General features: G+C 51.5%; 28 protein-coding genes. 18 read left to right on the forward strand and 10 right to left on the reverse strand.

Annotated features, from left to right (window positions below):
* Positions 1-28: 28 nt before the first annotated feature.
* Positions 29-1,492, reverse strand: coding sequence for a cardiolipin synthase (cls, locus tag B1728_RS15515; protein ID WP_079911150.1), 1,464 nt, complete (start codon positions 1,490-1,492; stop codon positions 29-31).
* Positions 1,493-1,713: 221 nt separating this feature from the next.
* Between cls and B1728_RS15520 the strand changes: the two genes are divergently transcribed.
* The 7 genes from B1728_RS15520 to B1728_RS15550 all read left to right on the forward strand — a co-directional run bounded on the left by B1728_RS15520 (position 1,714) and on the right by B1728_RS15550 (position 8,801).
* The gene (locus B1728_RS15520) at positions 1,714-2,418 is read left to right on the forward strand and encodes a 3D domain-containing protein (RefSeq protein ID WP_256865369.1); all 705 of its coding nucleotides are present in this window, start codon (positions 1,714-1,716) and stop codon (positions 2,416-2,418) included.
* 103 nt (positions 2,419-2,521) lie between these two features.
* Positions 2,522-3,091: a CatB-related O-acetyltransferase gene (locus B1728_RS15525; RefSeq protein ID WP_079911151.1), complete on the forward strand. Its 570-nt coding sequence runs from the start codon at positions 2,522-2,524 to the stop codon at positions 3,089-3,091.
* A gap of 286 nt (positions 3,092-3,377) precedes the next feature.
* Positions 3,378-5,030: a glutamine--tRNA ligase/YqeY domain fusion protein gene (locus tag B1728_RS15530; RefSeq protein ID WP_179136033.1), complete on the forward strand. Its 1,653-nt coding sequence runs from the start codon at positions 3,378-3,380 to the stop codon at positions 5,028-5,030.
* Between the two features lie 170 nt (positions 5,031-5,200).
* Positions 5,201-5,671, forward strand: a complete 471-nt coding sequence (locus B1728_RS15535; protein WP_079911153.1) for a PepSY-associated TM helix domain-containing protein — start codon at positions 5,201-5,203, stop codon at positions 5,669-5,671.
* 145 nt (positions 5,672-5,816) lie between these two features.
* A complete protein-coding gene (locus B1728_RS15540) occupies positions 5,817-7,550 on the forward strand; it encodes a 5'-nucleotidase C-terminal domain-containing protein (protein WP_079911154.1) in 1,734 nt (577 codons plus the stop codon).
* A gap of 101 nt (positions 7,551-7,651) precedes the next feature.
* The gene (locus B1728_RS15545; RefSeq protein ID WP_079911155.1) at positions 7,652-8,086 is read left to right on the forward strand and encodes a MarR family winged helix-turn-helix transcriptional regulator; all 435 of its coding nucleotides are present in this window, start codon (positions 7,652-7,654) and stop codon (positions 8,084-8,086) included.
* Positions 8,087-8,468: 382 nt separating this feature from the next.
* Positions 8,469-8,801, forward strand: coding sequence for a carboxymuconolactone decarboxylase family protein (locus tag B1728_RS15550; RefSeq protein ID WP_079911156.1), 333 nt, complete (start codon positions 8,469-8,471; stop codon positions 8,799-8,801).
* 107 nt (positions 8,802-8,908) lie between these two features.
* Here B1728_RS15550 and B1728_RS15555 read toward each other — a convergent pair whose 3' ends face one another.
* Positions 8,909-9,307 carry a hypothetical protein gene (locus B1728_RS15555; protein WP_079911157.1) on the reverse strand — a complete coding sequence of 133 codons (399 nt, stop codon included), beginning with the start codon at positions 9,305-9,307 and terminating at the stop codon, positions 8,909-8,911.
* Between the two features lie 4 nt (positions 9,308-9,311).
* Positions 9,312-9,860 (reverse strand): NAD(P)H-dependent oxidoreductase, encoded by a 549-nt coding sequence (locus B1728_RS15560; protein WP_079911158.1) that lies wholly within the window; start codon positions 9,858-9,860, stop codon positions 9,312-9,314.
* Positions 9,861-10,025: 165 nt separating this feature from the next.
* Between B1728_RS15560 and B1728_RS15565 the strand changes: the two genes are divergently transcribed.
* On the forward strand, positions 10,026-10,664 hold the full coding sequence (locus tag B1728_RS15565; RefSeq protein WP_079911159.1) for an HlyD family secretion protein: 639 nt from the start codon (positions 10,026-10,028) through the stop codon (positions 10,662-10,664).
* A 12-nt stretch (positions 10,665-10,676) separates the two neighbouring features.
* The gene (locus tag B1728_RS15570; protein WP_079911160.1) at positions 10,677-12,203 is read left to right on the forward strand and encodes a DHA2 family efflux MFS transporter permease subunit; all 1,527 of its coding nucleotides are present in this window, start codon (positions 10,677-10,679) and stop codon (positions 12,201-12,203) included.
* 144 nt (positions 12,204-12,347) lie between these two features.
* Here the strand turns inward: B1728_RS15570 and B1728_RS15575 are convergent, their stop codons facing one another.
* Positions 12,348-13,457 carry an ABC transporter permease gene (locus B1728_RS15575; protein WP_179136056.1) on the reverse strand — a complete coding sequence of 370 codons (1,110 nt, stop codon included), beginning with the start codon at positions 13,455-13,457 and terminating at the stop codon, positions 12,348-12,350.
* 2 nt (positions 13,458-13,459) lie between these two features.
* Complete coding sequence (locus B1728_RS15580; RefSeq protein ID WP_256865370.1) at positions 13,460-14,449, reverse strand: ABC transporter ATP-binding protein; 990 nt, start codon at positions 14,447-14,449, stop codon at positions 13,460-13,462.
* Positions 14,450-14,524: 75 nt separating this feature from the next.
* Between B1728_RS15580 and B1728_RS36290 the strand changes: the two genes are divergently transcribed.
* Both B1728_RS36290 and B1728_RS15590 read left to right on the forward strand, forming a co-directional pair.
* Positions 14,525-14,671, forward strand: a complete 147-nt coding sequence (locus tag B1728_RS36290) for a hypothetical protein (protein ID WP_179136034.1) — start codon at positions 14,525-14,527, stop codon at positions 14,669-14,671.
* A 100-nt stretch (positions 14,672-14,771) separates the two neighbouring features.
* A complete protein-coding gene (locus tag B1728_RS15590) occupies positions 14,772-15,314 on the forward strand; it encodes a helix-turn-helix domain-containing protein (RefSeq protein ID WP_079911162.1) in 543 nt (180 codons plus the stop codon).
* Between the two features lie 69 nt (positions 15,315-15,383).
* Here B1728_RS15590 and B1728_RS15595 read toward each other — a convergent pair whose 3' ends face one another.
* The 5 genes from B1728_RS15595 to B1728_RS15615 form a co-directional block, all read right to left on the reverse strand.
* Positions 15,384-16,556 carry a response regulator transcription factor gene (locus B1728_RS15595; protein WP_079911163.1) on the reverse strand — a complete coding sequence of 391 codons (1,173 nt, stop codon included), beginning with the start codon at positions 16,554-16,556 and terminating at the stop codon, positions 15,384-15,386.
* A complete protein-coding gene (locus tag B1728_RS15600) occupies positions 16,534-18,381 on the reverse strand; it encodes a cache domain-containing sensor histidine kinase (protein WP_079911164.1) in 1,848 nt (615 codons plus the stop codon). Before B1728_RS15600 ends, B1728_RS15595 begins: the two co-directional genes overlap by 23 nt.
* A 100-nt stretch (positions 18,382-18,481) precedes the next feature.
* Entirely contained in the window at positions 18,482-19,279 is a 798-nt protein-coding gene (locus B1728_RS15605; RefSeq protein ID WP_225948250.1) for a carbohydrate ABC transporter permease, read from the reverse strand.
* 102 nt (positions 19,280-19,381) lie between these two features.
* Positions 19,382-20,272, reverse strand: a complete 891-nt coding sequence (locus B1728_RS15610; protein ID WP_079911166.1) for a carbohydrate ABC transporter permease — start codon at positions 20,270-20,272, stop codon at positions 19,382-19,384.
* A 73-nt stretch (positions 20,273-20,345) separates the two neighbouring features.
* A complete protein-coding gene (locus B1728_RS15615) occupies positions 20,346-21,692 on the reverse strand; it encodes a sugar ABC transporter substrate-binding protein (RefSeq protein WP_079911167.1) in 1,347 nt (448 codons plus the stop codon).
* Positions 21,693-21,945: 253 nt separating this feature from the next.
* Here B1728_RS15615 and B1728_RS15620 point away from each other — a divergent pair, with 253 nt between their 5' ends.
* From B1728_RS15620 to B1728_RS15640, 7 genes are all read left to right on the forward strand, one after another.
* Entirely contained in the window at positions 21,946-22,359 is a 414-nt protein-coding gene (locus B1728_RS15620; RefSeq protein ID WP_256865371.1) for a DoxX family protein, read from the forward strand.
* Between the two features lie 19 nt (positions 22,360-22,378).
* A complete protein-coding gene (locus B1728_RS15625) occupies positions 22,379-23,155 on the forward strand; it encodes a DODA-type extradiol aromatic ring-opening family dioxygenase (RefSeq protein ID WP_079911169.1) in 777 nt (258 codons plus the stop codon).
* 115 nt (positions 23,156-23,270) lie between these two features.
* A complete protein-coding gene (locus B1728_RS36295; protein ID WP_179136035.1) occupies positions 23,271-23,435 on the forward strand; it encodes a hypothetical protein in 165 nt (54 codons plus the stop codon).
* 100 nt (positions 23,436-23,535) lie between these two features.
* Positions 23,536-23,787: a hypothetical protein gene (locus B1728_RS15630; RefSeq protein ID WP_079911170.1), complete on the forward strand. Its 252-nt coding sequence runs from the start codon at positions 23,536-23,538 to the stop codon at positions 23,785-23,787.
* A gap of 180 nt (positions 23,788-23,967) precedes the next feature.
* Positions 23,968-24,132, forward strand: a complete 165-nt coding sequence (locus B1728_RS36300) for a hypothetical protein (protein WP_179136036.1) — start codon at positions 23,968-23,970, stop codon at positions 24,130-24,132.
* A 91-nt stretch (positions 24,133-24,223) separates the two neighbouring features.
* Positions 24,224-24,898 carry a response regulator transcription factor gene (locus B1728_RS15635; RefSeq protein ID WP_079911171.1) on the forward strand — a complete coding sequence of 225 codons (675 nt, stop codon included), beginning with the start codon at positions 24,224-24,226 and terminating at the stop codon, positions 24,896-24,898.
* A complete protein-coding gene (locus B1728_RS15640; protein ID WP_256865372.1) occupies positions 24,895-26,316 on the forward strand; it encodes a sensor histidine kinase in 1,422 nt (473 codons plus the stop codon). Before B1728_RS15635 ends, B1728_RS15640 begins: the two co-directional genes overlap by 4 nt.
* Positions 26,317-26,343: the final 27 nt, after the last annotated feature.

Consider the following 26,343-nt stretch of genomic DNA (forward strand, 5'->3'; position numbering starts at 1 on the left):
TGTATACTGGAATCCATTTCCTTTTCAATTATAAAATAGGAGAGATCAATCTCGCCATCGATTCCGCAGCACGGGTCAGAAGCGGCCTTTTGTTGTAGCTATCCCAGGTCAGCAGCTGGCAGTAACGAATATCCTGCTCGAAAATATGCTCAAGACGGGAAGCCACCTTGGGATCGAATAAAAAGGCATTGATTTCAAAATTCAACTCCAGACTGCGGCGGTCCATATTGGCTGTACCCACGGATGCCGCCTGACCGTCGACCACCATCGTCTTCGCGTGCAAAAAGCCCTTGTCATACAAGTAACAGCTTGCCCCTGCACGAAGCAGCTCCACCAAATAGGCGTAGGAAGCCAGATGAACCAGAGGATGATCGCCCTTGAAGGGGATCATGATGCGAACGTCTATCCCGGACAGCGTCGCTATTTTCAATGCGTTCAGCACGCTATCGTCGGGAATGAAATAAGGCGTTTGAATATAGATTCTCTTCTGGGCCTCGAAGATAAATTTGATGAAGCCGTTCTTGATCCGCTGCGTCTCCGAGCTCGGGCCGCTGGTAATAACTTGTACCGCCGTTTGCGCCGTATCCCGCATCGCCGGGAAGAATGCAGGGTCAGCCATCGGGCTTTCACTGGAGGCGGCAACGCCCCAATCCAGCAAAAATTGGACCTGCAGCCGATGCACCGCATCGCCCCGCAGCATCAAATGCGTATCCCGCCAATAACCGACACGCTTGTCCATCCCCAAATATTCATCCCCGATATTAAAGCCCCCGACAAACCCGACCCGCCCGTCAATGACTACGATCTTTCGATGATTACGGTAGTTGAGGCGGAAGTTCAAATAAGGGATTTTGGACGGAAAGAAGGGAAGCGCCTCTCCGCCTGCGGCCAGCAAGTCCGTGAACATTCTTTTCCTGACCCCAAGGGACCCGATATGGTCATACAAGAGACGCACCTTAACGCCCTCTTGTGCTTTTCGCGTCAGAGCCTCGATAAGCCTGCTGCCGGTCTCGTCGTTGCCGATTTTATAATAAAGCAAATGAACATGATGCTCGGCACGGCTAATCTCCTTAAGCAGCGCTTCGAATTTCTCCACCCCGTCGATAAAGATCGTGACTTCATTGTTCTGAGTCAAAGGGGAGTAGCCGCTGATCAGGTTCATATAAATCAACCGCTGGTAGTCCCGAACCGAAGGATCGTGATATGCGAATGTATTGTTATGCAGGCTCTGGGCCTGCCCCTTCATCTCCTCCCGGACCCGCCTCTCCAAACGCGGACGGTTGCGGTACACCTTCTGTCTGGCCAGGTTTTGCCCAAGAAAAATATACAACAGAAATCCGACCACCGGCAGAAGCAGCAGCACCATAAGCCAGGCCCAGGTAACCCCTACATTACGCCTTTCCAAAAAAATAATGGCCGCCGCAAACAGCAGGTTGATGACGGGAATCCAATCATTCAGCGTCTTCCATATATGTATCGTCCAAAAATCCATGATTCCCCACCTCAAACAACGATTCTAACCCAACATTTACTAATACCATACACCATCAATGAAAATATGCAAATCTTTCATTCTATAAAAAATCGTAAACCGTCTGATAGCCCAAGTATCCCCTCCTTCTCCCGGCACAGGTATAGAATCTAGCAAAATCGGCAAATCTAGCTACTAGCAATCGATTCTATCATTTGTGCTATCGAAGGAGGAAAAGAACCATGTATCGTAAAAGCTTGAGCATTATGCTGTTACTTCCTGCATTGCTGCTATCCAACCTGACCTTGGCCGCCCATGTATATGCCTATCATGTATTAGACGATGGAACGGATTTGCTCGAGGCCTATTCCGACCCCTACTATTATTCTTTGGCTCCTGAACCTTTGCTCGAGCCTCAGCCTGCCGATGAAGAGCCTTCGGCGCCAGAGCCTGTCTATTATCAGGTAAACTCCGGCGATACGCTGTATAAAATTGCGAGTATGTTCGGCATTTCCATAGAATCCCTTATGGTTGAAAATAATATTAACGACCCGCGCCTTCTCTCCATTGGCCAGCAGCTGCAGATCCCTTCTGCGGAATCCGTCCTCCCGCTTTCCGACGGTCAGCAAAAGGTTATCAAAAAAGTGCTAAGCTCGACGCTTACCGCATACACGGCCGGCAAAGAATCTACGGGAAAGGAGCCTACGAGCCCCGCCTACGGCATTACCTACAGCGGAAGCAAGGCGGAGGAGGGCCGGACTATTGCCGTAGACCCTGCCGTCATTCCTATCGGCTCTACCGTATTCATTGACGGCATCGGCATCCGCACAGCGGAAGATACCGGCTCTGCCGTCCGGGGCGCGCGAATCGACGTGTTCATGAACGATTTGGATGAGGCTATTAACTTCGGCGTGAAAAAAAATGTAAAGGTCTACGTGCTGTCTTAAAAAAGCAATAAGTTCCCCCCTCCCTGTACTCCTGTACGATGCGTCAGGACATGCTCGTGAATATACTGCATGGATACCTCAATATTCGAGGAGCGTGAGCACCATGAGTATACATTCACTGCAGCAGACATTCCCTCGAAGAGCGGAAGGGAGCAAAATATTTATTGGGGAATTTACTTACGGCTACCCGGAAGTTCTATCCTGGGGGGAGAACAGCATTCTGACCATCGGAAAGTTCTGTTCTATTGCCGATAGAGTATCCATCTTTCTCGGAGGAGAGCACCGCCCGGACTGGGTGACTACGTATCCTTTCAATGCCCTGATCCCAAGTTTCAGCTATATCCAGGGCCATCCGAAGACAAAAGGGAATGTGGTGATCGGCAATGACGTCTGGCTTGGGTCTGGAGCTACGATTATGTCAGGCGTGCAGATTGGTGACGGTGCCGTCATCGGGGCCCGTGCCGTTGTTACCAAGTATGTTCCTCCGTACGCTGTCGTAGCCGGTAACCCCGGCAAAATTATTAAATACCGCTTCGACGATGAGACCATTCGCCGCTTGCTTCAAGTGCAATGGTGGCACTGGCCTCTGGACCGGATCGAAAAAGCGATCCCCTTCCTGCTGTCCACGGATATCCAGCTGTTTCTAGCGTATTGTGAAGCGCAAATTTTGTAAGAACGCCTTTCGCGGGACAACCGAAAAATCCCTCCATCCGGCTTGCTTTCGCCTGGATTCGGAGGGATTTTTGTTCCTAACGTCATATGCCTGCCAGCTGCAGCGTTTGCTCCCGTCACGCAGGGTCTCAAAAGAAGGGCTGTTAGGCCGCCGAAGGGAGCCTGTTTTTCCCGGAAACTGCCAAACTCCCAAAAAAGTCATAGTTTTAGAGGAAGGACCATTATATTTCAACCCGATTTTGTGTATTATATTAAGATAAACTATTACGTAAGAAAGGTTGATTCTGTTGGAGAACCCGTCTGCATCATCCAATTTTATTAAAAACATCGTTATGGAAGACTTGAAATCCGGCAAAGTCGACTACATATTAACCCGTTTCCCGCCTGAACCGAACGGTTATTTGCACATCGGACATGCCAAATCCATCTGCCTTAACTTTGAGCTCGCCGACGAGTTCAACGGTAAGACTAACCTGCGCTTTGACGATACGAACCCGGTTAAGGAAGATACCGAATATGTCGAAGCCATCAAAGAGGATGTGGCCTGGCTCGGTTTTGAATGGGACGGCTTGTTCTTTGCCTCGAACTATTTTGAAGAAATGTATAACCGTGCGGTGCTGCTGATCAAGAAGGGTCTCGCCTTCGTCGATGACCAGTCCGCCGATGAAATCCGCAATACCCGAGGTACTTTGACGCAGCCTGGACAAAACAGCCCGCATCGCGACAGAACCGTTGAGGAGAACCTCGATTTGTTCGAACGGATGCGCAAGGGTGAATTCAAGGACGGCGAGAAGGTGCTGCGTGCCAAAATCGACATGAGCTCGCCGAATATTAACCTGCGCGACCCGGTTATTTACCGTATCGCTCACGTGACTCATCATAATACCGGCGACAAATGGTGCATTTATCCGATGTATGCCTTTGCCCACCCGCTAGAGGACGCGATTGAGGGTGTCACCCACTCTATCTGTACATTGGAGTTTGAGGATCAACGCCCATTCTACGATTGGGTTGTATCCGAGTGCGAGATGGAGCACCAGCCGAAGCAATATGAATTTGCCCGGCTGAACATCACCAACACGGTGATGAGCAAACGGTTCTTAAAGCAACTCGTGGACGAGAACATCGTTGACGGCTGGGACGATCCGCGCATGCCGACGATCAGCGGACTACGCCGTAAGGGCTATACACCGGAATCGATCCGCAATTTCGTTCGGGAAACTGGCGTAGCCAAAAGCTACAGCGTCGCTGATGAGCGCATGCTGGAATATTTCATCCGCGAGGATTTGAAGCTTAAGGCGCCTCGCACGATGGCGGTTCTGCGCCCTTTGAAGGTTGTCATCACGAACTATCCGGAAGATCAAGTGGAAATGCTGGACGCGGAGATCAATCCGGAAAATCCGGACATGGGCGTTCGCCAAATTCCGTTCTCCCGTGAAATTTATATCGAGCAGGACGACTTCATGGAGAATCCGCCGAACAAATATTTCCGGCTGTTCCCCGGCAATGAAGTGCGTCTGAAGAATGCTTATTTCATCAAATGCAACGACTTCATTAAGGATGCGAACGGGAATGTGGTCGAAATTCACTGCACGTACGATCCGGAGACGAAGAGCGGCAGCGGCTTTACCGGACGTAAGGTGAAGGGAACGATCCACTGGGTCGATGCCAAGCATGCCCTGCCTGCCGAATTCCATTTGTTCGAGCCGCTCATCCTCGATGAGGAAAAAGGCGACAGTGACAATTTCATGGAGCATATCAATCCGAATTCACTGGAGATCGTCCATGGCTTCGTAGAGCCGAACATGAAAGAGGCTCAGCCTCAGGACAAGTTCCAGCTCTTCCGCCACGGCTACTTTAATATTGATCCGAAGCTGACCAAGGGCGATAAGCTGGTCTATAACCGAATCGTCTCCCTTAAAAGCTCCTTCGAGCTGTAAGGAACGATCCCCATATTCATCCGAAGCAGTTCCGGCGTTGACGCGCTGGGGCTGCTTTTTTGGCTTTCAGGAGACTTTCAGTTGCACTTCAGTCGCTTTTCATAAAACCGTTTTATACTTGCTATCAGATCAGTAAACGAAAACATTATGATAGAAAAGGTGAAATTCTTATGAAGCGCACACGTCAACTGCATTTATGGATTGGATTGATCTGTTCTATTTTTATTTTGATTGAATCCGTCACGGGATTATTGCTATCGGAACGATGGCTGGTCGGATCGGGCGGCATGGACATGAAGCCTCCTCAAGCCATTACCCAATCGGCAGCAGCAGGACAAGATTCAGGAGCATCCGATCAAGCATCCGCCAATACGGGACGAGCTTTAGCCAACCGTCCAGACGGAGCCTCCGATACGGCTAACCGGCAAGCCTTTAAAGGCGGCGACCGCGGCGGGGAAGCCGGCGGCGTTATGGGAGTTATTAGAGGCCTCCACGAAGGCAGAATCGGCCAAACGAATGTGAAATGGCTCGTCGATTTGACGGCCGTCGGCATGATCGTCCTTACTGTAACCGGGATTACGCTGTCTATTAAGACCCTCCGGGCTCAAAGCATCAGCCGCAGAAAAAAGCAGCAGGCTTAGGCTTGAATAATGTCTGACCACGCTCTAAGGCGTGGTTTTTATTTGCCCAAATTTACCATAAATTAACACACAGTTGTTCATCCTTTAACATTCGGCTGATACAATGCGGTGGACAAATTAAATAGGTAACCTAAGGAGGGCAAGTATGAAGAAAAGAACAGCATGGCTTTCTGTAATGCTGACATTATTCATCGCCGCATCCACGGCGGTCCCTGCATCCGCTGCTGACGCAACGAGCGGGGCGGCAACGATCACCATCCTCCACACGAACGACATCCACAGCCGGGTTGAAGAAAGCAAGGAGGGCATCGGCTACGCCAAGCTGTCGACCCTGATCAAACAGCAGAAAGCGGCTAATCCGAACACGCTGGTTCTGGACGCCGGGGATACGTTCCACGGGCAGACCATCGCTAATCTGGAGCGCGGCGAGAGCATCGTCAAAATCATGAACAGCATTGGCTTTGATGCCATGGAGCCCGGCAACCATGATTTCAACTACGGAAGCAGCCGGCTTGTCGAGCTGAGCGGCAAAGCTCAATTCCCGATTCTTTCGGCCAATGTGAAGAAGGCTGACGGAACCTGCCTGCTCAAGCCTTATATTATCAAGGGCGTTGCCGGAGTAAAGGTGGGCATCTTTGGCCTTACGACCCCGGAAACGACATACAAGACCCACCCCAATAATGTGAAAGGCCTTACGTTCGCCGACCCGGTAGCTGAAGCCAAAGCAATGGTTAACGAGCTCAAGGGGAAAGCCGATATCATCATTGCTTTAGCGCATCTGGGAATCGATAAATCAAGCGCGGATACGAGCACCAAAGTGGCTGAGCAGGTCCCCGGTATTGATGTCATTATCGACGGGCACAGTCATTCCACGCTGGAGCACGGGATAACCGTCGGAAATACCCTCATAGCCCAGACTGGGGAATATAGTAAAAATATCGGCAAGGTCGATCTCCAGCTGGACGGCAAAACCATCAAAAGCAAAACAGCAAGCCTTATTACCAAGCCTGCAACCGAAAGCGTGGAAGCCGATCCAGCGGTCCTGAGCATAATCGATGAGATCAAGAAGAGCCAAGACAGCATATTATCCCAAGTGGTAGGCTCTTCAGCGATGAAGCTTGTCGGGGAGCGCGAGGTGGTTCGTGTCGGCGAATCCAATCTGGGCCATCTGATCACGGACGCCATGCTGGATGAGACCGGTGCGGATGTCGCTCTGACCAACGGAGGCGGCATTCGCGCATCCATCGAGGCCGGTCAAATCACCAAAGGTCAGATCATTACGGTGCTTCCGTTTGGCAATTACATTCAGACTAAAAAGGTCAAGGGCTCTGATATCGTAGCGGCCCTCGAGCTGGGGGTTTCCTCCTATCCTGAGCCTCTCGGCGGATTCCCGCATGTCGGAGGGGTTACGTTCACGCTTGACGCCGGCAAGCCCTCCGGCCAGCGCGTAAGCGATGTATTGGTCAAGGGACAGCCGATCGAGCCAGACAAGGTCTACGTTCTGGCCACGAATGATTTTATGGCGGCCGGCGGCGACCAATATACGATGTTCAAGGATTATCCGATAGCTAACGACTTCTCCTCACTTGAGGAATCGGTCATCGCTTACCTGCAAAAAATAGGCTCCGTGCAGCCGAGCGTCGATAGCCGCATGAAGGTCATATCTTCCGCTTCGGAGCCCCAGCCGGCTCCGGTTAAACCTGCTGCGCCTGTAGAAGCTCAAGCCTCCTCGGGGGTATATATCGTACAATCCGGAGATTCCTTATGGACTATTGCCCGTCGGTATGGAACTCAATGGGAAAAGCTGCAGGAATGGAATCAGCTTGCCGATCCCAATCTGATTTTCCCCGGACAAACAATTGTCGTGCCGGCCAGCTAATAGGACATAGGATTGGCATTGTGTTCGTTCCATTGTACACTGAAGATACGGCAGCCCCCGGCTTACGCCAGGCTGATACAATCTGATGAATGAGGTAGGACATGGAACAACAAATGTCGTCTTTGCTTGGCTTTTGGATGAAGCGGGCTTACCGGGATATTTGCAATTATTTGGACAGCCGCCTGGAATCGTACGGGGTTACCAATTCCCAGCTGGGTGTACTGATGATGCTTTGGGAGCAGGACGGGCTGACGCAGACCGATATTCAAAAAATGCTCGGCATCCAGCCCGCTTCTATGACTCATTTGATTAAAGGGCTGGAGAACAAGCAGCTCGTCACCCGCAGCGGAGACCCGAGCGATTCCCGGGTCAAGCGATTATATATCACGCCGCAAGGAAGGGCATTGGAGAAGCCTTGCATGGCCATAGTCATAGAGGGCGAGGAGAAAATGCGCGGCGGCTTTTCCCCGGACGAGATTAAGATCCTGAGAGTCTGGATTCAGAGAATGATGGGCAATCTGAATGAAGGGAAATAACCAGTTTAAAGTTGAGCCCATGACTTCGAAGCAGATTTAGCGGTGCTTTCTGCGGGAAGAACCAAAATTATAATACTTTATCATGTGCACAAAGAACTCCCTTGAACGGGGGTTCTTTTATTTCGATATCGAAGTATATTCTTCTTGTTATTGTTCTTTTTTAAAACAACTGCTTCGGGTTGATAGTTTCCCGGCGGATGTCCCGAAAGACCTTAATTAATCTATATTTATCGCGTTTTTCATTTAAATATATAAATTCCTTGCTACATATGCACTCGGAACTATTTTGGAAATTTACGTATTTCCTACTTGAAAAATCCTCCATCCTGATTTATTATTTACTTAGATATCTAAACATATTTCCGAATGGAGGTTGTTTCCATTGCCTGATGACGTTTTATACCGCAAATCGTATTTAGGCCGCATTTCAGAATTGAGACCGATGGCCTTACCGGCAGCGAACAGCTATTTTCAATACGAAAAGGAAGCCTTCGCTTCCGGGCTCATCCCACGTAAGACAAAGGAGCTTATTGCCATAGCCGCCGCTCATATCACCGGCTGCCCTTATTGCATCGACGTGCATGTAGCCAAGTACAAAAAGCTGGGCGGCACGATGGAGGAGATCATGGAGGCCGTTATGGTCGCTTCCGCCGTCAATGCTGGAGCCGCTCTAGCCCATGCCGTCAATGCCCTGAATGCGTACGAGCAAAATTAACCTCATCAGACATCCCCAACCCGGCATGCTTCACTTCAACTATGGTCTATAGCCAAACAGGAAAGCCCGGCTCGAAGCTGAATGCTTCTACCGGGCTTATGTTGTTCCTAATGATCCTGCTTGTTCAAAGATCTAAGCGCATCGCGAAATTGATTATCGCCTGTCGCCTTGGGCGGCAGATGCTGTTGATCCTCATCCTGCTCCTCTCCGCTCTCAAAGTTCCTAAGCGCCTGCCGATAGTCATAATCGCCCCGATTGCTTTGCTTTTGCACCTTGGGCTCCGACGGTAAAGATTCCGCTGCTGCGGGCACTTCCTTCACCGGCTCTCTTTCGGGTTCTGCAGGTGGCGCTGCGGAGGGCACGGCTGCAGGAGGAGCGACTTCCACTCTGGCGGGAGTAGCCGTTTCGGCCTCCTTCTTTTTGCGGTTAGCCTCGACCTTCAAATTGTAAACAATGAGGAAGATAAGCCCGACAACGGCAATAATACCAAAAATGATATATTGCATAAGCTTACACCCTGTCGTGCTTCATCTTGGCGGTTATCGAAGCGACCCGTTTACCTAATGCCCGGCCAAGTGCAAGGTCTCGTTCCGAAGGCAGGTTCGGCGGATCATTACGTGAAGCCTCTACCGGGCAGGTAACACCGACTCCATAATAGGAGCCGTATAAGGCATTTTCAGGGATGTTGCCGGGAAGTCCCACAATGATCATTCCTTGATGCAGCATCGGAGTAATCAGGTTCAGCATCGTCGCTTCAATGCCGCCGTGAACTGTAGCGGTGGTGCAGAAGACAGCGCCGATTTTATCCATCAGCTTCCCTTGTGCCCAGAGATATCCCAATTGGTCGATCCACGTTTTCATGCCGGAGCTTATGGTTCCGAAATGCCCCGGACAGCCCCATATGATCGCATCCATCTCAACTAACTCGCTCGTATCCGCATCGCTTACATGGCGAAGCTTGACCGTAGAGTGAGGGTGGCTGTTAGCCCCTTCGTAGATGGAGCGTGCCAGCGCCTCCGTGTGCCCGTTCTCGCTATCATAAACCACAATGATTTTCATGGTTGACTCTGTCCTCCCTATCCTGTGCTTCTTCCTTCAATTTTCCCCATGAATCCGCAAAGTATGAGGCCGCTCATGAATTTCCAATCTCAGAAATCCATTGCATAAAGAAACAACCGTCAGGGGAAAATGTGTACAGAATATTGGAGTATGGAGGAATGTAAGATGAGCAAAGTAATTTTGGTTAATATTTTGGTTTTGATCCTCATTTTGGGTGGCGCCGGAGCGGCTATTTACTATTACAACCGTTCTATCAATTATGTAACGACTGATAACGCCAAATTCGAAGGCCAGGCTATAACGATTGCGGCCGTTGCTTCCGGTCAGCTTACGGATTGGAACGGTACGGTTGGCAAGGCTTATCGCTCCGGCGACCGTGTAGGCAGCATCCAGCCGGCAGCTGGCGCAGCCAAAGTTGATTTGACGTTCCCGATTGACGCCACTATTGTTCAGCAGACCGCCGTGCCCAACTCCTTCGTCTCGGCAGGCTCTCCGCTCGCCAGAGGATTTGACATGGCCCATCTGTACGTTACCGCTAATATCGAAGAAACAAAAATCAACAATATCAAGGTGGGGCAAACGGTGGACGTGTATGCAGACGCTTTTCCGGGAACCACCATCACCGGCCATGTGGAAAAAGTGGGATTAGCAACAGCGAGCTCATTCTCCCTGCTGCCGTCCTCCAACAGCAACGCAAACTATACGAAGGTCACTCAAGTCATTCCTGTAACCATCACCTTGGACAGCTATAACGGACTCGCCATCGTTCCGGGCATGAACGTATCCGTACGAATTCATATTTAGCAGGGGGCCGTCATGGAAAACATTTCGATCGGCCGCACGCTAACCGTGTTAATGGCCGGGGCTTTCGTAGCCATCTTGAATCAAACCCTTATCAGTGTGGCTATCCCGCACATGATGAATGATTTCAACGTATCGGCCACAACGATCCAATGGTTGACCACCGCTTATATGCTGGTTAACGGAGTGCTCATTCCGATCACCGCGTTCCTGATAGAAACGTATGGAACCCGGGCCTTGTTTCTTTTTGCCATGGTGGCCTTCACAGTGGGAGCTCTCATCTGTGCCATAGCGCCCAGCTTCTCGATCATCCTCTTCGGCCGTATTATTCAAGCTATTGGGGCCGGTGTCCTAATGCCGCTGATCACCAACGTATTCCTGGCCGTCTTCCCTCCGGAAAAAAGGGGTGCGGCTATGGGAATGATGGGGATCGTTATGGTGTTCGCACCGGCTGTCGGGCCGACCTTGGCAGGATGGGTTGTGCAAAACTATACTTGGCGCATCCTGTTCTATGCCATGCTTCCGTTAGGGATACTGGATATTTTACTGGCAACGAAATGGCTTAAAAATGTTACCAAGCTCTCCTACCCTCCGTTTGATTTGGCGGGAGCCATTTTCTCAACGATTGGCTTTGGAGCGCTGCTCTACGGCTTTAGTGAAGCCGGCAGCAAAGGATGGACCAGCTTGCTGGTCGTATGCAGCTTTTTCATCGGAGGTATTTTCCTGCTGCTGTTCATTTGGCGGGAATTGACAACCGATCAGCCATTGCTGAACTTAAGCGTGTTTAAATACGATGTGTTTACGATGAGCACCATCATCGGGGCGGCCGTGAATATGGCTATGCTCGGAGCCATGATTTTGCTGCCGATTTACCTGCAAAATATTCGCGGCTTCACACCGCTTCAATCCGGCCTCTTGCTGCTCCCGGGAGCTTTGATTATGGGCGTCATGTCTCCCATATCCGGTGCGCTGTTCGACCGGATGGGGGCACGGCCGCTGGCCATCGTCGGTCTGATTATTACAGCGATAACGACGCTGGAATTCAGCAGGCTGACGGATGACTCCACCTACGGTCACATCATGCTGCTGTATACCGTGCGGATGTTCGGCATGTCGATGATTATGATGACCGTTCAGACCGCCGGCTTGAACCAGCTTCCGCGGCAGCTCGGCAGCCATGGGACCGCGATGTCGAATACAACGCGTCAAGTCGCAGGCTCTATCGGTACCGCCCTGCTGGTTACCGTCATGTCGAGCCGTACCACCGTCCATTTGGGCAATTATTCGAATGAGCTGACAACAAGCAACCCCATCTTAATGGAAAATGTAACCCAGTTCGGGCAGCAGCTTGCCCTGGCCTCAGGCCAGGCCGTGGAAGCAGGGAGCACCTTGGCTATCCAAACGCTGTACTCCCTGGCGGCGACCCACTCCACCATCAGCGGGATCAATGACTCCTTTCTGGTGGCGACGCTGATCACGGTGATCGCCCTGTTCTTCTCCCTGTTCCTTCGCCGGGCGAAGCATGCGGAACCAAAATCCTAAATTTTATAGCAGCTACGGGCCAAAAGCTGTTTAACAAACAATTCACTCTCATCAAGTTAACGAAACAAGACCAACCAGAAAGATCTGGTTGGTCTTGTTATATCCATTGTTCCTATGCGGCAGCCTTTGAATTCGCGTGCATCATTAGTCCCAGCGGAATGTAAAGCTGGCGACGATGAAGGCGACAATCGTCCAGCCGCCCAGCAAGCCGATTTGCGGCCACAGCTCACCAAAGCCAGCCCCGATGTTCATCACTTGCCGGAACGCCGTCGACAGATGGGATATAGGCAGCAGCTTCACTACAGCCTGGAATCCCTCTGGCATCGAGTTGATCGGGAAGAAGACTCCGCCAAGGAACATAAGCGGAAAAGAAATCACACCGGCAATCGGACCGGCAGACTCCGGAGTCTTTGCCACTCCGGCAATAATAAAGCCAATAGCCATGAAGGTAAGAGTCCCGAGTACGACCAGTAGGATCAGCAGCCACCAAGATCCGTTAACCTGCGTGTCGAAGAACCAGCTGGCTATCAGAATCACGATGATAGCTTGAATACAGTTCAGCAGCAGCCGCGCTGTAATTTGGCCTGCGATAAAGATCGGTGCACGCAGCGTCGTGCTCTGCATTCTGCGAAGGATGCCGCGCTCACGCCACGAAGAGATTTGACCTGCCACGCCGTTCAAGTTGTTAGACATGATCATCATCGCAACAATACCTGGCACAAGGAAATCGATATATTTCAAGTTAAGCGATCTTACGCCCTTTCCTTCAATCGTGACCGCCGGCTTATATTGCGTAATATTCTTGCTTACACCCTCAACGAGCTGCCCGATAACCGCAAGGCCTACATTGGCTCTGGCCGCATCGGTTTCATCGTAATATACATCGAGCTTGCCTGCTGCGGCCGATGAGGTAGAGTACGCAGCGATTTGATCGCCATATCCTTTCGGAATGATGATGACGAATTGCTTATCGCCCTTTTTAAGCTGATCGAGCGCTTGTGTTTCATCCGAGCTTATAACCGCGTTCAAGGCGGATACGGATTGTGCTTGCAGCGCGGCGATCATTGATTGAGACTGTGGTGTACTATCGTGATCGACGATGACGGTGTCTAGCGACACCCCTCCCCCTTTGCCGATGAATGATCCAAGCATGATCATGAGAAGCAGCGGAAATAGCAATGTGAAGAACAGCATCTGACGGTTGCGGGCGAAGATACGAAGCTGAGCGAGCGTCAGCTGGATATAAGCGGCTATATTCATTCCTCTCTCAAGCTCCTCCCTGTCATATGGATGAATACATCCTCCAATGTCGCCGTCCTTGTTTGCAGCTCTGAGTAAAATAAGCTCTCTTCGGCGGCCTTGCCAATGAAATCTATCAGCGAGTCTTGAAGATTATCAGTATAAAGAATAAACCCTTCCTTATGTGTGTCAACCTGCTTCACTTCCGCAACCGTCTGGAGAAGCTGTACTATTCCTAAACGTTCTGCTTCCGGCAAGCTCTCATAGCTTGGCATGCGGAATTCAATGGCGCTGTCGGAATGAAGGCTGCGCACAAGCTGCTGCGGGGTATCCAGGGCGATTACCTTTCCCTGATCCATTAGGCAGATGCGATCACAGAGAACATGAGCCTCATCCATATAATGGGTGCTTAATACAATCGTCTTGCCCTGCTCCTTAAGCTTGAGAATAATGTCCCACAGCACTCGGCGCGCTTGCGGGTCAAGACCCGTCGTCGGTTCATCCAGGAACACGACCTGAGGGTCATTAACGAGGGCAAGCGCTATCGCGAGACGCTGCTTCTGTCCTCCGGACAGATGCTTGACACGGTCATTCATCTTCTCTTTCAAGATCATCGAATCGAGCAATGCATCTACCGGAAGCGATTTCGGATAAAAGCTGGCGTACATACGAACGATTTCTTTTACTTTCAGTAAATCGAACATTGACGTCGATTGCAGCTGAACGCCGATCACTTCCTTTACTTTCCGTAAGTCCTTCTGCGTATCATAGCCGGCTACTTTAGCAAAGCCTTGATCAGGTCGCCGCAGGCCTTCAATCATCTCTATCGTTGTCGTCTTGCCGGCACCGTTCGGTCCGAGCAGCCCCAGTACTTCACCGCGCTTAACGGTAAAGCTGACACCGTTTACGGCCGTATGATCTCCGTATTTCTTTACAAGTCCATCGACAATAATAATTGCTTCGCTCACATCGTCATCAACTTGCATCGGCTCATTTATGTTTCTCATTATAACCTCCTCAGTTGTTCCTCCACTTCATTTTAGCATGTTATCGCGGGAAAGTTTCTTATAGATTGCTTGGATTTGTCCAAAACCGCTGCAAAAAAGCCGCAGCCTTCAGCCGCGGCTTCCGTTCTGCACACAGCTGCGCTGGCCAGCTCCCGGACGGTTCTCACGGCAGGGGCTTGGTCTGCAGGCAGATTCGGCAGCCGCGGCCGGTGGTCTGCATAGAGTGGCTCCCAGAAGCAGCCGCTGCTTTGCAAATCGCTCCCCGATTCGCTAAGATGATAGCAGCAGCAAGCACATTAAGGTGAAAAATGGGGATGGAAGCATGGAGATTGGAGCGACGATTCGGGCAATTCGCAAAAAAAGAGGGATCACCATAGGACAGCTATGTGAAGCGACAGGACTCTCGCAAGGATTTATGAGCCTCGTTGAGAACAACAAGACCTCTCCCTCGCTGGCCACCTTGGATTCCATTGCCGGCGTCCTGAAAGTCCCGCTAGCGTTTCTGCTGCTCAAGCAGGAGGAACGGATGAAAGTCGTCCGCAAGGAAGAACGCACCTTCAGCTTGTACAAGGATCAGCTGAAGGTGGAGCATCTGGGGGAGGAAGGCGGACTGCGCATGATTCTGATCGAGATTCCTCCGGGGCCGCCCATGACGGAAGAGCCTAGCGTTCACGAAGGTGTAGAGTGTCACCTCATCCTGAAAGGGACCCTGCTCGTAACCCAAGGCGAGGATGAGTTTGTTCTGGGCGAAGGGGATACCTTCACTTGGCAGGCCTGTGTGCCTCATAAAGTGGTCAATATCGGGGAGGACCAGGCCGTCATCCTGATCGCCAGCTACAATGAAAGCAGAGCGGGCCGTTCCTGACTGCAGGAAAGCCCGCAAAAATAAGCCACGGCTGCCCATCTTGGGAAAGCGGTGGCTTTTTGATTTAACTTAGGAGCCGCACTCGAATTGCTTGCGGTATTCCGTTGGGGTAAGGGTCAGCTTCTTGCGGAATACCTGGGTGAAATGCCGCATATCCTGATAGCCCACCCGCTCCGCTACGTCAGCGATTTTCAGATACGGATCCTGCAGCAGCTCCTTGGCTCTCTCCATTCGCAGCTGAATGACATATTCCTTATAGCCCTGCCCGATCTTTTGCTTGAATAACTGGCTGAAATATACCGGGTTGAGATAAACGACCGAGGCAACCTTCTCCAAGGACAAGTCGGCGCCATAATGCGTTCGGATATACTGCAAAGCGATATCAATCGGGCCTTCGCCGCCTTTCTCCAACGGCTTTGCCACCGGAGCCACGATGTGCAGCTTGAGCTTTTTCACCTCATCGGGAATGCGTTCGAATTCGGTTAGCCCTGCGCTGACGAACAAGTGAAAAGGAATTTTCAAGCATTGGTGCAGGTGGCTCTTCAGCTCGGCCCGGAAGGTCTCCAGACCAATCCCCGGACGCAGTGTCACCAAACCGAGCAGGCTATGGGTATCCAGGCTGACCACGAAGCCGTGGCCCTGATGTTCGATGAGCTCGGATAGCACATTATCTACGATAAAATGCTCCAGCTGAATGCGGTTGGTATGCTCAAGCCGTACCATAACCAAATGAAAATGTGAATGCTGCTCCATCATATCGGTCATGTCGAAGCGTCCAATGTCGAGACCCGAGGCCCAGCGTTGAAACACTGCTTCGCGCAAATATTTCAAATTGGATTTGAGAAGCTGCGTTTCTTTCGTCAATCGGCTGTCCCTCTTCAGCTCGGCATCCAGCGCAGCTATAAGTCCGATCAGCTTTTCCTTGCCTATAGGCTTAATAAGGTAATCCCGCGCTCCGAGCCGGATCGCTTCCTGTGCGTAGGCAAACTCGGAATAGGCCGAGATCACAATCCATTTGACGTGGGGATGCCGGCGCCGGGACAGCTTCATAAGCTCCAGTCCGGTCATGCCGGGCATCAGGATATCGGTAAATACCGCATCCACCTGCTCGCTTTGCAGCACTTGAATGGCTTCCTCGGGAGAAGCCGCCAAAAGGATTCGATACTCGGGATATCCCGCCTGTATGGCGCGCCTGACCCCTTCGCGTATGATCTTCTCATCATCGACGACCAGAATATTCATGCAAGCTGCCCCCTTCTGCTTCCAAAGGCTTTATTAGAGGTATCGTAATCGTAACAACCGTTCCCTCTCCTTCGCGGCTGTGGATCGAGAGGCCGTAGGACTCCCCGAACATAAGCTGCAGGCGCTGATGTACATTGTGCAGCCCGATGCCCTGACGGCTCTTCACGGCTGATTCTGCCGAGTCGGCGGGTTGCTGAGCAGCCTTCCGCGGGCCCTCGGCGAGCGACAGGTTGAGCCGTTCGAGAACAGGTCCTTCCATGCCAGGGCCGTTATCTTCAATATACACATGCAGAATAGATCCGGCTGCCTCGCCAAAAACCCGCAGCATCCCTGCCTCGTGCATAGGCTCCAAGCCATGCTTCACTGCGTTCTCGATGATCGGCTGCAGCGTCATCTTGGGCAGCCGGATCGCATGCCAGCTCTCGTCGATTTGGATATCCGTACGCAGCCTTCCCTCGAGCCGGGTCTCGATGATCGTCAAATAATGGCCGATCTGCTCCAGCTCCTCACCTAAGGTCACGACCGAATTCTCCTCCCAATGGCTGCTGTAGCGGAACATGTGCGACAAGGAAAGGACGACCCTTCCCAGCCGGTCGTTCCCCTGCTCATCGAGCATCCAATAAATCATATCGAGCGTGTTGTACAGAAAATGAGGATTGACCTGAGACTGCAGAGCAAGCAGCTGAGCGTTCTTTTCGCTCTCGGACACTGCCCTGATGCGGTTGATCAGCTCTTCCATCCGGCCGACCATCTGATTGAACGAGGCTACCAGAATATTGATTTCTTCATAGGAATTGACGTTAAGCACTCCATGGAAATTCCCGCGTTCCACCTGCTTCATTTGATGAATGAGCCGTTTCAAGGGAGAAGCGAACGACTTGGAGACAAGTGTGGCCATTACCGTAGCAACGACCACGAGAATCGAGCCGACGATCAGCAAATAATGCTTCATCTGATCCAACTCAACATTCAAGTCCTTGGAGGGGGTCAGGCTGATAAACTGCCAGTCCGCCAATGCGGGTCTCGACGCTACGACCAGAATGCCGGATTGCTCCCTTACGAGCACCTCATGCTCCTGAAGCGGATGGTCCTCGAGCGACTTGAGCAGCTTGGAATCAGCCTCTGACGTGCCGCTTGAGCCCATCACCTTGCCGTCCTTGGATAGCATATACGCCTCGCTGTGCGCTCCTAAGCTGAGGTTGGACAAGGCAGACACCACCTGGTCCGGCGTCATTTCCACAAACAGCACTCCGATAGGCTGATGCGTATGAAAATCGTATAAATGCCTGCCAAAGGCAAATACAGGGCGTTTCTCATTCTGATCAATCATGGACCGGTCCTTCACACCGAACCAGACCAGCTCCCCGGTCGAAGCCTCGACCTGCTTATACCAATCTGTTGCGGCAAAATTCGAATCTACCACGCTCATCATGCTGCCATAGCTGTAGACGGCGCCTTCGTTGGAGATCACGTGGATTCCGATAATATCCTCCCGCGAGTTGAAGAAGCCCCCTAATATATTAACGATCGTCCGTTCATTAATGGCTTTCACCGCGGGGTCCTTATGGCTGTCGTCCACAATCAGCCGCTGCAAATCCAGATTGCCCGCAATGGATTTGGACAGCATATTGTACCCTTGCAGCAGCAAATCAAACAGCTGCAGCGTCTGATACACGTTTTTTTCCGCAATTTCACTGAATTTATGATGAAATTGATCGGTCGAGCGCTTGTAATAGAGCCCGCTCACAACCAGAAGCAGGCTGAGCATGCAGATAAGAAAAAGGAAAAACAACCGGTTGTGGATCGAATGAAGCCCTCTCCGCACGAATGACGTCTCCTTTCGCTAAACTGCCTGCTTTTACTATACAACATCGCTTTGTGTTTGAGCAGATGCCCCCGTGCGATACAAGGAAATTTTGTAATCTCTATCCTTTAACGGCTCCGGCGACCATTCCCTTCGTAATTTTCTCTGACAGGAGGAAATAGATGATGACAACCGGCACGGCCCCCATGACGAGAAAGGCTCCGATAGCTCCGTAGTTGGCCGAGTATTGGCTGACAAAGCTATAGACGCCGAAAGGCAGCGTTTTAAGCTTCTGGGACGAGATAAACGTGGCCGCCATAATGTACTCGTTCCAGACCGAGATAAACGTTAATATACAGACGGTCATGATAGGCGGTACGGAGATCGGCAAAATAATGCTGCGGAACAGCCGAAGGATGCTCGCACCGTCCATAATGGCGGATTCCTCGATCTCCACCGGAATCGATCGCATGAAGCCGGACAGAACGAAGACGGCAATCGGCGTGGAGAAGGAAATGTACGGCAATATCAATGCCAAATACGTATTCAGAATGCCCAGGTGCTTAAAAATGATCATATTGGGCAGCAGCGTCGCTTGCAGCGGTATCATGATCCCGACGAGGAACACCAGCATCACTGCGTTCCCATAACGGAACCGGAACCTTGTTATCGCATACGCGACCATCGAGCAAAGCACGATGACCGTCAGCATCGTTACCGATGTGACGAAAAAGCTGTTAAACAAATACCTCAGATAATTCCCCGAAACATAGGCGTCCTTAAAATTATGCCACTGGGGCGACTGCGGAAGCGAGAAGAAGCTTCCGCTTAATATTTCTTCATTGGTCTTCAGTGAATAGAGCAGCAGCCAGACAAGCGGATAAATCTGTGTGACGAACAGCACGGACAGCAGCACCATGACGAGGCCTTTGCCTGCCGAAAACCGGCTTCGGCGGGCTTTCACGGTGCTCGGAACAGTGACTCTACCGGTTATGGAGCTCATAGCGGGCTCTCCTCTCAATTAAGCATACTTATTTTCCAGCCAGCGGAACACGGCATTCAACAGGACGGTCACGACCAGGCATTCTACGACGAGGAAGGACGCCAGAGCGCTTCCGTAGCCATATTTCATGGATAAAAAGGACATGTTGTACATATGGGTCGATATGACGTCTGTCGCGTGGCCCGGTCCTCCCGCAGTCATGACCATAATCAGGTCGAACGACTGCAAGGATCCAATGACGGAGAGAACAATCGATATTTTAAAAATCGGCAGCACCATAGGCAGCGTAATGTAACGGTCAGCAGTCAGCCCTTCAGCGCCGTCGATACGAGCGGCCTCGTAAATGTCAGCCGAAATATTTTGTATCCCCGTAAACTGGATCAGCACATGGTAACCGAGATACTGCCATAAAGCTACGAAAAAAAGAGAGAAAATGGCGACATTCGGGTCGGAAATCCATTCCCGGGTCCAATCCTTGAGGCCTGCCGAGATAAGAACCTGATTCAGCATACCGCCGAGCGATGCGGGATTATAGATCGTTTTCCACAGCTGCCCTATCACGACAACCGACAGGATAACGGGCAAAAAGTAGCTCGATACCCAGAAGTTCGGCTTGCGGACGAAACGGCTGATCAAGATGGCAATGAACAGCGCAATGGGAATCTCCGCCATCGAAAATAAAGCGAACAGCAGCGTTCTTCCGACAGAGGGCCAAAAAACCGGGTCCTGCGTAAACATCGTCTTGAAGTTGTCCAGACCGATAAACTCCGACGTGCCAATTCCGTTCCAATCCAGCAAGCCGCTGTAAAAGGAGACGAGAATCGGAATAAAAACCAACAGCACATACAAGAGTAAGCAAGGGAGCACGAATAAAGCGATGGTCCATTTCGGAACCCTTAGTGCGTTCAACTGTAACATCCTCCTTGTCTAAGGATAAAGGGAACCGTCCAACTTCCCGGTTCCCTTCCCACCTAGCTTCGTTTTATTTGTTGTTCGCCTCGAAGGCCGCTTGATGCTCCTTCCCTACTTCCTTGGGATCCTTTTTCTGGACGAACAGGTTTTGAATGCTGGTCAAGTGAGCTTGAGTTGCTCCCGGGTTCATCGTGTTGTCGAAGGCCAAATCCCCGCCCTGTACCGTTTTAAACAGTTCCAGCACATCGATGGACAGCTGCGAATAGCCCGCGGCTTTAAAATCGCCGTCTACTTTTTGCGCCAGACCGACTGCATTGTTCAATTCAAACGATACTTTCGGGAAGTTCACCATGAAATAATTCAAGAAATCCTTCGTTTCCTTCAAATGCTTGCTGTTAGCCGATACGGCGAAGCCGCTGCCCGGAGCCAGCATGTATTGATCCGGATTTCCTTTTCCGTCCACCGTCGGGAACTTGAACACGCCGACCTTGCCTTTGATCGATGAGTCGTCGATGCTTCCCGTTGCCCAGGTGCCCATATAATACATGGCGGTTTTACCGCTGCGGAACAGGTTTTCGCCTGCATTATAGTCGAACGAGGTTGCCCCTTCCTGGAAGGCGCCGGCTTGGATGAGGTCCTGAAGCTTGGAAACAGCCAGCTCAAACGCCGGATCGTTGAATGTTTTCTTCTTATCCATAACATCCTTCAGGAAATTCGGTCCGCCGTTCGTCCTTAGCACCATGTTCATAAATAAGAAGGAGCCGGTCCATGTATCTTTCTCGGGTATGGAAATCGGTGTAATCCCTTTTGCCTTTAATTTTTTGGATACGTCCACCAATTCCTCGAACGTCTTGGGAACCTCAACGCCGGCCTGAGCGAAGAGCTCCTTATTGTAGTAGACAACCCCAAGGTTATTGCCGTCCGGGAAAGCGTATACGTTGTTGTTGAAGGTGTAATAATCCAGAATGCCCTTCTGGAACGTGTCCTTCAGCCCGTTCTTATCCAGCACATCGTTCAAAGGCGCCAGCAGGCCTGCATCTACGAACGGCTTCATTTGCGCGCTGGGATTCACCATCGTAATATCCGGAACCTCCTTGGAGGCTGCCTGGGTTTTGAGCTTCAGCTTCTGCTGGTCCGTGTTCAGAGAGTCCAGCTCGATTTTAATGTTCGGGTTTGCCGCCGTGTAATCGGCTACAATTTTATGGACTACTTTATATTTTGGGGTCGTCGGATCCGGATATATATTTTGAAAGGTGATGGTGACCGCAGACTGCTTCTCCTTATCTTTGGCTGTATCACCGGAGTCACCCCCCTGATTCGCTTGCCCCGGCGCCGGGCTGCCCCCTCCCCCGCATGCCGCAAGACTTAATACCAGCGTTCCGGTCAAAGCCAGATGGACCTTACGCATTCTCCTCATTAATGCTCCCCCTCACATCGATTCTTCTTGCTACATGCTTATTATGGCATCCCGGAGAACCATTCAACAATGAACAAACTTAAGAGGTTAGGTTTGTTTTTTCTAGTGGAGACATTCGCGGAGGCGTCCAAATTATTAATAATATAAATATTATATTTGTATGAGAAATATTTCTTCTTGACGCTCAGCGGCAAACATGTTAATTTTTATTTAAAGTAACTTACAAATTTATAGTTAAAAGGAGAGAATGTTTGTGCCAAAAGGAAGTATTATTCATACGATCGTACGCATCCTATTCGGTGTAATGTTCATGGCTCATGGTATAGCAAAGCTGCAAATGGGGTTAAGCAATGTGGCGGGCTGGTTCAACAGCATCGGGCTGCCTGGCCAGCTGGGGTATGTGGTTGCCCTCCTCGAATTGATCGGGGGGATCCTTATCATCGTCGGCTTCGCAACCCGTTATATATCGATCGCTTATATTCTGCTGATGGCCGGCGCCATTATCAGCACCAAGCTGCCGATGGGTCTTCTCGGAGACGGCAAGGCTCCGGGCTTCGAGCTTGAGCTGGCTTATATGCTGATTGCTCTCTTCTTAAGCGTCGAACCGAAAAAAGGCTGGGGAATCGACCGCCTGTTCGGACGTTCTGCGAATGCAACCCAATCTTAATTGGAGGAGGCTTTAAACAATGGGAACATCCTTTTTTATCGGTCATGGATCGCCTATGCTGGCGATTCAGGATCTCCCTTACACCCGGGAGCTCCGCCAGTTGGGTGAGCGGCTGGGTAAGCCGGAAGCGGTTATATTGTTCTCGGCCCACTGGGTAAGCCGCCAGCAAGAGCTTGCGTCAACGGATCAAGTCTACGAAACGATTTACGATTTCGGCGGATTTCCGGATGAGCTGTTCCGGGTCGTATACCCGGCGCGCGGTTCGGTCAGCATCGCTGATGAGCTCCATGGCTTGTTCGAGGCGGCCGGCATCCCGGCAGCCCGCAACACCGTCCGCGGACTCGACCATGGATCCTGGGTCGTGCTGCGGCACATGTATCCGGAGGCCGATGTTCCGGTGATCGCCCTCTCCGTCAATCCGCTGCTGCCTCCGGAGCAGCAATATCGTATCGGGCAAGCCTTGGCGGCATTTAGCGACCAGAGAAACGTCGTCATCATCGGCAGCGGCGCGACCGTGCATAACTTCCGCGCCATGGATTTCGGTAAGCCCGAGCAAGCCGACAGTTGGGCCAAAGAATTCGACGATTGGCTCATCGGCCGCATGCAGGACTGGGATACCGCGGCCTTGTTCGATTATTTGAATCAAGGTCCTTACGCGAAGGTGGCAACGCCCGACTACGAGCATTTCCTTCCGATCTTTATCGCGATGGGTGCAGGGGATACCCGCAAGAAGGCCAAACTGCTGCATCAAAGCTATCAATACGGCTCGCTCAGCCATTTGATCGTTCAATTTTAATTTGGAAGGCGGCTGCCCCGCGGGCGGCCGTCTTTTTGCTTGTTGAAGATTGAAAAAACCGTTTGGTGGAAATAATAACAAACAGGAAAGAAACCGGTTACAGGGAGCGATGCGAATGCAGTATAACCTCACGACCAAACGTGATATGAAAGAAATTATTTTATCCGCTATTGAGCAGGAGAAATGGAATGCCGCCATCAAGCTGATCCAGACGGTCCAAGAGATGGAGCGGTGCGGCAGAGATAGCATTCTCATCGAGATTAAGCAGCATCCTTCCTGACCACCGGTTTACAAGAGACCGTCTTAATCCGGTCCGTTCACTAGGCGAGTCACCCTGCATCCCGCCCCTTCATATTCTAACCATACGGAGGGGATTCGTAATGTCCTGGCAGCAAAGCATTCATTACTTGATAGGTAAACCGGTCGGCGTCTCTTTGACCAACGGGCAAGGGGTATCGGGGATTTTGTGCAGCGTCAGCGGCGGGGAGATATACCTTATGGAATATTTGTACCATACGCAATTCGCAACGAAGCATTACCCCCTGAGCCAGATTCAAAATATTCTCCCTTACCCGGCCTGTTATTCGGCCCAGCCCGCTTATCCGCCGTCTCAGCAAAGGCCCTACTATTAAAGCACGGTCTTCATCTTTCCAGCCTCATCCATCTCGACTAAAAGGATTGCCTGCGCAATAAGGTAATCCTTTTTGCTTTGGGAACATATCCTCTTGGTCATCCAATACATTCCGTTTATATTCCGTTTAAAAAAGTTTCGTATTCTGTTCTTAGCAAAAAACAAAGGAGCGGATACGTGAATGGCGACTGCAAAACCAAGCCTGGAGCTGACTTTGACCGATTGGCTGGTCGGGCTGTTGCTGGCTGCTCTTGACCCTGCGGTGTCAACGGCAAGGCCGGCCATGATGAAAGATCCGGGTGAGGCAGGCCCGAAAGAGGCCCTCTCCTCTCCCGAGCTCGCATAAACCGAGGAACTGATATATGATATTGCCAAGATTATTCCTTATCCCGTTCGAACCGTTGGCGGTTATTGCACAAAGGAGGCAGGCTGGGAAGATGGCCAAATTAATGATTGTCGATGACGATTCGCATATCCGCGAGCTGGTGCGGGTGTTTCTAAGCGGAGAGGGATTCGAGGTGATAGAAGCCTCGGACGGCGTAGAAGCGCTTGCCTTACTGGAGTCCGTTACTGTCGATATGGTGATTCTGGATATCATGATGCCGAACATGGACGGCTGGGAGCTGTGCCGCGAGCTAAGAGAGCATTACGAGCTCCCCCTTCTTATGCTCACGGCCAAAGGCGAAACGGCCCAGAAGGTCAAAGGATTCGAGCTCGGCACAGACGATTATTTGGTAAAGCCGTTCGATCCGCTGGAGCTGGTCGTCCGGGTGAAGGCGCTGCTCAAGCGATACCGCATCGCCTCCTCTCAGACCATCCAATTCGGCAAGCTGTCGATGAACCGCAAGACGTACGAGCTTATTGCAGACGGCGAGAGCATGACGCTGCCGTTAAAGGAATTTGAGCTGCTGTTCAAGCTGGGCAGCTATCCGGGCAAAACCTTCTCTCGCGAACAGCTTATCGAGCAGCTGTGGGGTTATGATTTTGAAGGCAATGAACGGACCGTGGACGTCCATATCAATCGGCTTCGCGAGAGGTTTCCGGAGGACCAATACGGCTTCAAGATCCATACGATCCGCGGGCTCGGCTACCGGCTGGAGGATCTATCATGAAACCGCGAAAAAAATTCGTCCTAAGCGTGGCTTTCGGCATGACACTCTTCCTCACCGTGTCCATTGCGCTATGGACGATAGCCTCGCTTCTGACCGCTTATTATTACGATTGGCGCGGCAAGGAAGCCATATGGGACGAGATGCTGGGCGACGGGAGGACGATAGCCCTTCTCGCCGACAGTCATGCCGGCAATTGGGATGGCTTAATGGAAGAGCTCGCGGTCCTCAAGCAGGAGCGGCTCGTTCTCGTCGATGATTCGGGCCGCAAGCTGGAGTTTGGCGGAGCGCCGGCCGTTTTGTTCGCCTCGTCCCTCGATCGGACCGAGGTCGACCGGGTGCTGTCCGGCACCGAGATGAAGTATATGGAGCGCAAGAACATATTCCGGCCGGGTCTGGCTATCACCGGCCAACCCATCTCGATTGCCGGCCGTTCCTATGCCCTCTTTATCCAGGCGGATACGGAAAGCTTGTTTCACGATTACGGCAAACAGCTCGTCACGGTCATCGTCGACTTGCTTCTGTTTCTCCTGCTTGCTTTGCTCGCATCCCCGAAGCGAAAGCAGCAGATGCTTTCTTTGAAACGAATGATCGATGCCATCCGGAAAATAGCCAAAGGGGACTTCAACGTCACCTTCGAAACGCGCAAGGACCATGGCCCATGGGGAGAGCTGGCGGAGAACCTGAACCACATGGCGGTCGAATTGAACCAGATCGAGCAGATGCGGCAGGAGTTTATCTCGAACGTCTCGCACGAGATTCAATCCCCGCTGACATCCATTACCGGCTTCGCCCGCGCCCTTCATAACGAGCGGCTGAGTGCCGACGAGCGGAGGCATTATCTTGAGATCATCGAGACCGAAAGCACCCGTCTGTCCAAGCTGAGCGATAATCTGCTCAAGCTGACCTCGCTCGAATCACGGCACCACCCGTTCGAGCCCAAGCCTTACCGGCTGGACAAACAGCTTCGCAGGCTCGTGCTTGCATGCGAGCCTCAATGGGTTAACAAGAACCTGGATATGGATGTATCTCTAGATGAGGTTGTTGTGGAAGCGGATGAAGATATGATGAGTCAGGTATGGGTGAATCTGATTAACAACAGCATCAAATTCACCCCGAAGGACGGTACAATCGGGATTCATTTGACACGGCAGGATGGCGATGCCGTGATTCGCATATCGGATACGGGCATTGGCATTTCCCCGGAGGATCAGGAGCATATTTTCGAGCGCTTCTACAAAGCCGATAAGGCACGGCAGCGGTCAGCCGGAGGCAGTGGTCTGGGGCTCTCCATCGTCAAGAACATCATCGAGCGCCACCAGGGCTCTATCCAAGTGCACAGCCGTTTGGGTGAAGGCACAGCCTTTACCGTCAAGCTGCCGCTTAAGAACACCCGTGACGAAAAAAACGCTCTTTCCTAGAAAGCCTGGAAAGAGCGTTTTGCTGCA

Source organism: Paenibacillus sp. 32352, from assembly GCF_002042965.1.
In the GTDB taxonomy this organism is placed as follows: domain Bacteria; phylum Bacillota; class Bacilli; order Paenibacillales; family NBRC-103111; genus Paenibacillus_S; species Paenibacillus_S vulneris.